An 8,183-nucleotide genomic window follows, 5' to 3' on the forward strand; every position below is an offset into this window, starting at 1 on the left:
AAAACCAACATCCCCCCCCCCCCCCCACCCCAACCACCCACCCACCCTGGTTCCCCAAAACCCCCCCTCCCACCTTCTACCCCCCCAACCTTCCCCTCCCCGACACCCGCCCTGAGGCCGATACACCGAGAGTCGGCACGAGCACGACACATCTACGTCACTCCCAATGGAACCCGTATTGCCCTCACGGCAAGCCTGCTCCCGCAGCCTTCGACTTGCCTTTTCGGCCCCTCTCGCCTGGCCAATCGTCCCTCAACGCGTCGAAACCGTCCTCGGGGACCCGTGCGATCACTAGTTTGGTGTTCGTCGCACAAAAAGGGGGATCCCGATGGTGTCGGATCTGGCGCGCAGTCCGTCGATGTCGCCGAGGCGGGCGCGGTTCGTGCGGAACTGGACCAGCAGGCTGGTCGCGTTCGGCGAGTTCATCGACGGCTACGACCTGCTCGTCATCGGCGCCGCCGTGCTGTTCCTCAAGCCGTATTTCCAGCTCACCGCGTTCCAGGTCGGGCTCGTGACCGCCGCGGCGTTCGTGGGTACGGCGCTGGGCCTGGTGGTCTTCGGTGATCTGTCCGACCGGTTCGGCCGCCGGGTGATCTTCATGATCAACCTGGTGTTCTTCGTGGTGGCGTCCATCGCCGCGGCGTTCGTCCAGGAGGTGTGGCAGCTGGTCGCGGCCAGGTTCGTGCTCGGTGTCGCGGTGGGCATGGACATCCCGACCTCGCACGCGTTTCTCACCGAGATCGCGCCCAAGTCCCGTCGGGGCCGGATCGCGGGCAGCCTGCCCAACATGATGTGGCTGAGCGGCGCCATCTCGTCGGTGCTGTGCGCGCTGGCGCTCCAGCCGTTGTTCGGTGACGAGACCTGGCGGTGGCTCTTCGGCCTCGCCGCGCTCCCGGCGGCCGCGGTGCTGGTGGCGAGGCAGTTCCTGCCGGAGTCGCCTCGGTGGCTGAGTGCGCGCGGCCGCGAGGAGGAGGCGCAGCGGATCTACGACGCCCTGGGGTTGGAGCCGCCGAAGCGCGAGGTCGTCGAGAAGCGGAGCTACCGGATGTTGTTGTCCGGCGGTGCGTGGCGGCGGCTGGCGACGGTCACGGCGTTCTTCGCGATCCAGGCCTTCGGAGGCGCGGTGGCGACGGTCGCGGGACCGTTGATCATCAGTAGTACGGGCATCGGGGTGTCCAACACGCTGTACTTCTCGCTGCTGGGTTTCGTGGTGGGGTTGATCGCGGTGGCGCTCGGCGCCCTGGTCATCGACCGGATCAACCGCCGCTGGCTGGGCGTGTGGACATGTCTCGGCGTGTTCGCCGCCGGGCTGGGCATCGCGTTCACCGGCGAGCGGGCCGGCGTCGGACTGGTGGCCTTCTGGGTCGTGTACGCCATGCTGACCTGGTTCGGCCCGGGCGTGTTGTCGTGGGTGTGGAGCACCGAAGCGTTCCCCACCTCGCTGCGAGGGCTGGGATCCGGTATCGCCCAGTGCGTGACCCGGCTCGCGATCGCGCTCAACGTCTTCCTCGCGCCCATGCTGGCGCAGAAGCACGGCATCACGATCGTCGCGTGGTACGCCGGTGCGTTCTTGATCAGCGCGGTGATCGTGCTGGTGTCGCCATGGCTGGCCACCACGGGTGTCGAGCTCGAGGAAACCAACAGTGTCGAGTCCGGAAAGCCGGCGTGAAGATGAACCACCCAGCCCTCAGCGGAACCCGGCCGCGCCAGGCCCGGCAGGCCAACACGGCCGCCGTGCTCCAACTGCTCGTCCAGCGTGGTCCGCTTGCGCGCAGCGACATCGCGAAGGAGCTGTCCCTCAACCACGGCAGCGTCAGCAGGATCATCGAACCTCTGCTGTCGGCCGGAATAGTTCGCGAACTCGTCGAGCAGTCCACCCGGGTCGGCAGGCCCCGGGTGCCGGTGGAGCTGAACCCGTCCGGCCGGTACGCGGTCGGCGTGCACCTCGGCCTCGAACGGACCACGGTCGGACTGATCGACCTTGCCGGTCACAGTGTCCGGACACAGACCGAGAACCGTGATCCGGCGGACAGCGCCGCCACGCTGAGCCGCGCCGCCGAACTGGCGGCCGGGCTGGCGGACTCCGCGCCGGGACCGGTGCTGGGCATCGGAGTGGCCGTCGGCGGCGAGGTGGACCGGGTGGCGGGCCGGGTCGTGCGCAACGACGTGCTGGGATGGGCCGACGTCGGGGTCGCCGACGTGGTGCGTGAGCGGACCGGGCTCGACGTCGTGGTGGACGGGAACGTGTGCGCCCTGCTGGGCGCCGAGCTCACCTTCGGCGCGGGACTGGGCCAGGACAAGGTTTCGTACCTGTTCGTCGGCAACGTCGCGGAGACGGGGTTCCTCAGCCGGCCGGTGGGGACGTCCTCGGACGGCATCGTCCAAGGCGGCTTCGGCCGCATCCTCGTGCCCGGCCTCACCGATGGCGGTCACGGACCCTTCGGCGAATGCGGGACGGACGTGGCGTTGCTCGCCGCGGCCCGGTCCGCCGGGCTCACGGCGAGCTCGCTGACGGACCTGATCCGCTTGGCGGACACGGATCCGGTCGCGATCGGGCTCCTCGAAGCGCGCAGCGCCCAAGTGGCTCTGGTGGCCGACACGGTGTACGACCTGATGCGCCCGCGCATGATCATCCTCGGCGGCAGCGGCGCACCGTCGGACCGATGGCTCGACGCGGTGCGCGAACGCGTCGAGACGACTCCGCCGGAGGCGCTGACCCGGCCACGGTCACCGGGCAACCCGCTGGTCACCGCCGCGGCGGGACTCGTCGTGCGCGCCTTCTTCACCCGGGGAACCGCCGAATGAGCAGGGGAACGGTCATGAACGACGTGGTGGTGCTCGGCGGCGCGGGCGGTATCGGCTCGGCCGTCGTCCATGCTCTGCTGGCGGAGGGACGACGGGTCGCGGCGGTGGACGTCGTGCCACCGCCGCCGGAACTGGCCGACATCCCGTGGATCCGTGGTGACGCAACGGATCCGGCCGTGATCGGCACCGCGTTCGACGCGCTCGGCGGCGTGACCGGGCTGGTGCATTGCCTGCTGAGCGAGCATCGCGCTCCTCTCGCCGAGCAGACACCGGACGCGCTGCGACGGGTGCTGGACATCGGCGCGGTGTCCGCGCTGGAACCGTTGCGGCAACTGGTCGCCCGCGCCGGCGGAAGGCCGTGCGCCGCGGTGCTGGTCAGTTCGATCCACGCGGGCCTGGCCTGGGGCGGGCAGGCGCCGTACGCGATGGCCAAGGCCGCGCTGGAGGCTCTCGGCCGCGCGGCCGCCGTGGAATTCGGACCGCGCGGGCTCCGGTGCAACGTCGTCCGGCCCGGGTTCGTCATGGTGCCGCGTAACGCGCATCGCTGGAAGGACAAGGCCACCCGTGAAGCGCTGACCGAGGTGCAGCCACTCGGGGAGCTCGGCAGGCCCGACGACGTCGCGCGCGTGATCGCCTTCCTGCTCAGCGATCAGGCCAGGCTCGTCTCCGGTGAGACCGTCACCGTGGACGGCGCGATGACCGCCGCTCTGCCCGAGCCGGGCTCAACCGGAGTTGACCGGCTCTGAAACCTCGGCGGGACTTGAACTGCCGGACGGTGGGACGTGCCGCAGCACGACCGCGGCCATGACGGCCAGCGCGAGAATGGCGGCGCCGGTGATGGCGGCGGAGAGGTTGAGCCCGCTGGTGAACGCTTCTTTGGCCTGCGCCAGCAGCGCGGGGGAGACGTGGGGCGTGGACATGGCGCCGGACAGGCTCTCGCCGACGGCAGGGGCGGTGCCGGTCATCCGATCGCGGTACACCAGTGTGGTCAGGCTGCCCAGCATGGCCACCCCCATGGCGACGCCGAGTTCCTGGACGGTCTCGGACATCGCGGCGGCGGAGCCTGCCCTGTCGGCGGGGGTGGTGCCGACCACCAGGTCGGAGCCGAGCGCCCCCACCGAGCCGAATCCGAGGTACACCAAGGCGAATCCGCCCACGATCAGGCCGATGCTGTCGGGGCCGCGCACCTGGGTGAGCAGCACGTAGCCGAGGGCGGACAGCACGAGCGTGCCCGAGACGACGTAGCCGGGCCGCACGCGCCGCGCGAGCAGGGGCGCGCCGATGGCGGCCACGACCATCGCCAGTGCGGGTGGGCCCATCCACGCGCCCGCGGCCAGCGGGGAGAGTTCTTCGACGAGCTGTAAGTGCTGAGTGACCAGATAAAGCGCACCGCCGACACCGACGAGCCCCACCAAGAGAACACCGAGGGCGGTGCCGGACGAGCGATCGGTGAACAGCGCGACGTCGAGCAGCGGGTCGCTCAGACGGCGCTGGCGGTGGACGAAGGCCAGGGTGAAGACCGCGCTGGCCACCAGCGTGACGTTGGTCTGGGCGTCGAAGCCGTGGGTGGCCGCGTGCTTGATCGCGTAGACCAAGGGAAGGATCGCGCCCAGCGAGAGCGCGACGCTGACCAGGTCGACCCGCCCGGACTCGGCGGCGCGATACTCCGGCAGCAGCACCGGCGCGGTCACGAGCACGAGCGCCGCGATGGGAATCGCGAGCAGGAACGCCGAGCCCCACCAGAAGGACTCCAGCAGCACGCCGCCGACGAGCGGCCCGGCGGCCATGCCGAGGGCGAAGGTGGTCGCCCACACGCCGATCGCCAGTGCTCGTTGGCGGACGTCGGTGAACATGTTGGTGATCAGGGCGAGGCAGGAGGGCATGAGCGTCGCGCCCGCCACGCCCAGCAAGGCCCGTGCCGCGATGAGGATCTCGGCACTGGGAGCGAAGGCGGCGACGATCGAGACGAGGCCGAACGCCGCGGTGCCGATCATGAGAAGACGGCGGCGACCGAGCCGGTCCCCGATCGCGCCCATGGTGACCAGCAGCCCGGCGATCACGAGTCCGTAGGAGTCGAGGATCCACAGCGCTTGCGTGCTGGTCGGCTGTAGGTCGACAGAGAGAGCCGGGAGGGCGAGGTAGAGCAGGGTCACGTCGAGCCCGAGCAACATCGTCGGCAGGGCAAGGACTCCGAGGCCGGTCCATTCCCTCGGCCCGGCCCTGCTCGAATGCGCTGTCGCTGTTTCCCTGGGGTTTTCCGGCACGACGGACTCCCTCCGATCAGGTCAACGGGTCTTTCGGCGAATTCAGAAGCCCCTCGGGGGCGTCGGGTTCCATGGCGACGACCGCGGTTTCCACCGGGCAGCGCGACGGCGGGCAGGTGCTGACGTCGCAGAGCCGGCACACCTCGTAGCCTCGGGACGGATGAGTGATCATCGCGGTCAGCATGCGTTCGAGGAGGCTGTCGAGCACGACGCGTTCCTGTTTGCTCGCCTCGGGCAGGAGTTGCTCCAGAACCGCGCGGCGGGCGGCGAGGATGTGCCGCGCCTCGCGATGGCCGGCGTCGGTCAGCACCACCGAGGTGGTCCGGCGGTCGTCGTCGAGATGGCGCCGCTCGGCGAGCCCGTCGCTCTCGAGCAGATTGACCAGGCGGATCGTGGCCGGGCGGCTGACGCCGAGGAATCGCTGCAGGGTGCCCATGGTGAGACCTTCGTACTGAGCGGTCATGGCCAGCGTGGCCGCGAGCGCGCCACTGCGGCCGGCCACCGTTTCGACGGCGGACACGAGTTGGTCGTGCACTCCGGTCACGACTGCGCCTAGCAGGTTCAGGGTGCGGTCCGTGTCGGTAAACATGACGTCATGTTCGCCCATCCGGTGGCTTTGAGCATCGGCCAGTAGGACGAGCCAGGGATCCGAACCAGTCGACGATGCGCCGCGCGCCCGTTCCGTCCGGATCACGATCAGGGTCGTAGACGCAGACGGTGATGCCGACGCACCCCGGCTCACCGAGCGCGGCGGTGGCGAGTTCGCCGAGCTGGTCCCAGCTCAGCCCGCCTGGCTGGGGGTAGCTCACCGCGTCGAGGGCGTCGCTCGACAGCACGTCGAGGTCGATGTGCAGCCACCAGCGCGTGGTGTGGGCCCGGATGCGGGCCAGCGCCTTTCGGGCGTGTTCGGCGGCGCTGTCCTCGTCGAGGGTGAGCTCTTGCGCCGTGACCAGCCGGATCCGTTCGGCCAGCGACGGCGCGTCACCGGCGGCGATCTCGGCGCCGTCGCGGGGCCCCAACGCGACCACGGCGCTTTCGTCGAGCACGGGCAACTGCGACTCGAGCGACTCCGGCAGTTGTTCGCGATGCTGTCCCAGCAGGAACCCGAGCTCTGAGTCGGCGGCCTCGCCGGTGTCGGACTCGTGCGGTGGCCAAGCGTCTTCGTGGCCGTCGATGAACAGCAGCCCGATCCGGTCGTCGTCGAGCGCGTCCTGGGCCCCGCGCAGGCAGCCGGGCAGGATCGCGCAGTCCCCGCCGAGCACCAAAGGCCGGTCACCGGCGAGCAGGGTCTCGGCCACCGCGGAGCGCGTGGCGGTGGTCACGGCTTCGAGTCCGGGAAGGGATCGCACTCCCGAGGGCTCGTCGCGGTGGGCGACGGCCGCCGAGGTACCGATGGCGACGTTGCCGCCGTCGGTGACCGGCTCGTCGGCCCCGAGGGCGGCGCGCAGTCGTTCGACGAGCCCGGCGTCGCGCAGCGCCTTCGGCGCCAGGGCCTCGTGGTCCAGTCGTCCCGCGGAACTGAACGGGGCACCGATCACTCGCATTCCGTCTGCCTCCTGACGTAGTGGTTCGCGGACCCGGGGATCAGGCCAGGTCGCGCCGCACGATGACCCGTCCCGGCGAGGGGCGTTCGGTCTCGGTGAACCCGTGACGCTCGAACAGGTCCACGGTGCCCATGTGCAACTCCCCGGCCGAGTAGCGGCGATGCCCGGAATCGGTGGGGTAGGCCTCGAGGGTGTGCGCGCCGTGCCGCTCGGCGTGGCGGACCGCGGCGGCGAGCAGGTGGTCGGCCACGCCGTGGCGGCGATGCCCGGTCTTGACGTAGAAGCACGGCACCGCCCACACGCCGGAGTCGTCAGGCTCGTCCGGGCGCAGGGTTCGCGAACCGCGCAGCCGCACGTACGCGGGGCGCGGCGCCACCGCGCACCAACCCACCGGAGCCTTGTCGCGGTAGGCCAGCAGCCCGGGCACCTCGCCGTCGCGCACCAGGCGGGAGAACTCGGCTCGCGCGGACGCGCCGCGCATCCGGTCGTACTCGGGTCCCGAGGACACTCGCCAGTACATGCACCAGCAACCCTCGCAGCCCCCGTTGTCGCCGAACGCCTCCACGAGGTCGTCCCACCGGTCTTTCTCGGCCGGGTGGATCGTCACGTCGTCGACGCGTCGAGCGCTCATCATGTGCTCCTCTCTCGATCAGCGACTGAGGGCGGGCACCGATCTTTCGACGGGGCAGTCGGCCGGGGGACATACGGAGTAGTCGCAGAACCGGCACACGCGATCCGCGCGGGACCGGTCCTTGACCAGATGAGCGAGCACCGGCTCCACGATCTCGGCCACGACGGCGCGTTGGGCGTCGCTCAGCGGGGCGAGGACCCGGGCCACCACCTCGCGGCGCCGCGTCACGACCTCCGTGGCCGCGGCACGCCCCTGCTCGGTCAACCAGAGCGAGACGGCTCGCTGGTCGGTGGTGTCACGGCGGCGTTCGACCAGATCCGCCGCGACGAGCCGGTCGACGAGGCGCACCGTGCCGGAGCCGGTGAGCCCGATGACCCGGCCGAGGGCGTCGACCCGGGCTCCCGGCGCCGACAGCAGTGTCGCGAGGGCGGCCGTGCCGACCGCCGACTGGCCCGCGACGTGCGTATTGCCCGCCTCGAGCTCGTCGGACAGCGCCACGACGAGCGCGGCGAAGAGGTTCGCGGTCCGGTCGTCCATGGCTCCAGTATATATGACTGACGCAGTCATACAATTCGAGCGGAGCGCCGCCCCGCCGCCGATGGTCGCGCGGCGGGGCGGGCGGGGAGTAGCGATTCGGGTTGTTGAGGGTTAAAGCGAACGTGGCGGGGTCGGCGACTCCGCGCGACGCCGGCCTAGGGCACCGACCGTGTGGATTTCGGTGCGTTGGATACATCCCAGGTGTGAAGGTCACCCGACAGGACACGTTCGCCGTACTCCTCATGGGAACCCGAATCGCGTGTTCGTGGACGAGATCGGCGACGGGGTGAAGGCGTCCTTTATCGCTTCCGATGCCGAGCGGCCGTGGGGGGGGGGGGGGAGGGGGGGGGGAACGAAACACAACAAAAAGAGTGGCGGGGAGCCACAACAAGAAAAGAGGGT

Annotated in this window: 8 protein-coding genes; 3 read left to right on the forward strand and 5 right to left on the reverse strand. The window is 70.4% G+C overall.

The genetic code is table 11. The annotated features are described in order from the left end of the window. Window positions 1-328: 328 nt before the first annotated feature. Genes ACZ5IK_RS30975 through ACZ5IK_RS30985 form a run of 3 tightly spaced genes read left to right on the forward strand, consistent with a single transcriptional unit; the run spans window position 329 to window position 3,551 of the window. Window positions 329-1,669 (forward strand): MFS transporter, encoded by a 1,341-nt coding sequence (locus tag ACZ5IK_RS30975; RefSeq protein WP_465490943.1) that lies wholly within the window; start codon window positions 329-331, stop codon window positions 1,667-1,669. 2 nt (window positions 1,670-1,671) lie between these two features. Next, on the forward strand, window positions 1,672-2,805 hold the full coding sequence (locus ACZ5IK_RS30980; protein ID WP_465490944.1) for an ROK family protein: 1,134 nt from the start codon (window positions 1,672-1,674) through the stop codon (window positions 2,803-2,805). Between the two features lie 14 nt (window positions 2,806-2,819). After that, window positions 2,820-3,551 carry an SDR family NAD(P)-dependent oxidoreductase gene (locus ACZ5IK_RS30985; protein WP_465490945.1) on the forward strand — a complete coding sequence of 244 codons (732 nt, stop codon included), beginning with the start codon at window positions 2,820-2,822 and terminating at the stop codon, window positions 3,549-3,551. Here the strand turns inward: ACZ5IK_RS30985 and ACZ5IK_RS30990 are convergent. The 5 genes from ACZ5IK_RS30990 to ACZ5IK_RS31010 form a co-directional block, all read right to left on the reverse strand. Next, window positions 3,528-4,976 (reverse strand): MFS transporter, encoded by a 1,449-nt coding sequence (locus tag ACZ5IK_RS30990; protein ID WP_465491013.1) that lies wholly within the window; start codon window positions 4,974-4,976, stop codon window positions 3,528-3,530. The two genes, ACZ5IK_RS30985 and ACZ5IK_RS30990, sit on opposite strands and share 24 nt — an antisense overlap. Window positions 4,977-5,085: 109 nt before the next feature. Beyond that, window positions 5,086-5,676: a MarR family winged helix-turn-helix transcriptional regulator gene (locus ACZ5IK_RS30995; RefSeq protein ID WP_465490946.1), complete on the reverse strand. Its 591-nt coding sequence runs from the start codon at window positions 5,674-5,676 to the stop codon at window positions 5,086-5,088. Next, complete coding sequence (locus tag ACZ5IK_RS31000; protein ID WP_101609118.1) at window positions 5,663-6,613, reverse strand: arginase family protein; 951 nt, start codon at window positions 6,611-6,613, stop codon at window positions 5,663-5,665. Before ACZ5IK_RS31000 ends, ACZ5IK_RS30995 begins: the two co-directional genes overlap by 14 nt. A 40-nt stretch (window positions 6,614-6,653) precedes the next feature. Next, window positions 6,654-7,244 carry a GNAT family N-acetyltransferase gene (locus ACZ5IK_RS31005; protein ID WP_465490947.1) on the reverse strand — a complete coding sequence of 197 codons (591 nt, stop codon included), beginning with the start codon at window positions 7,242-7,244 and terminating at the stop codon, window positions 6,654-6,656. Between the two features lie 18 nt (window positions 7,245-7,262). Beyond that, entirely contained in the window at window positions 7,263-7,781 is a 519-nt protein-coding gene (locus ACZ5IK_RS31010; protein ID WP_465490948.1) for a MarR family winged helix-turn-helix transcriptional regulator, read from the reverse strand. Window positions 7,782-8,183: the final 402 nt, after the last annotated feature.

It is taken from the genome of Amycolatopsis sp. NPDC031561, from assembly GCF_055580625.1.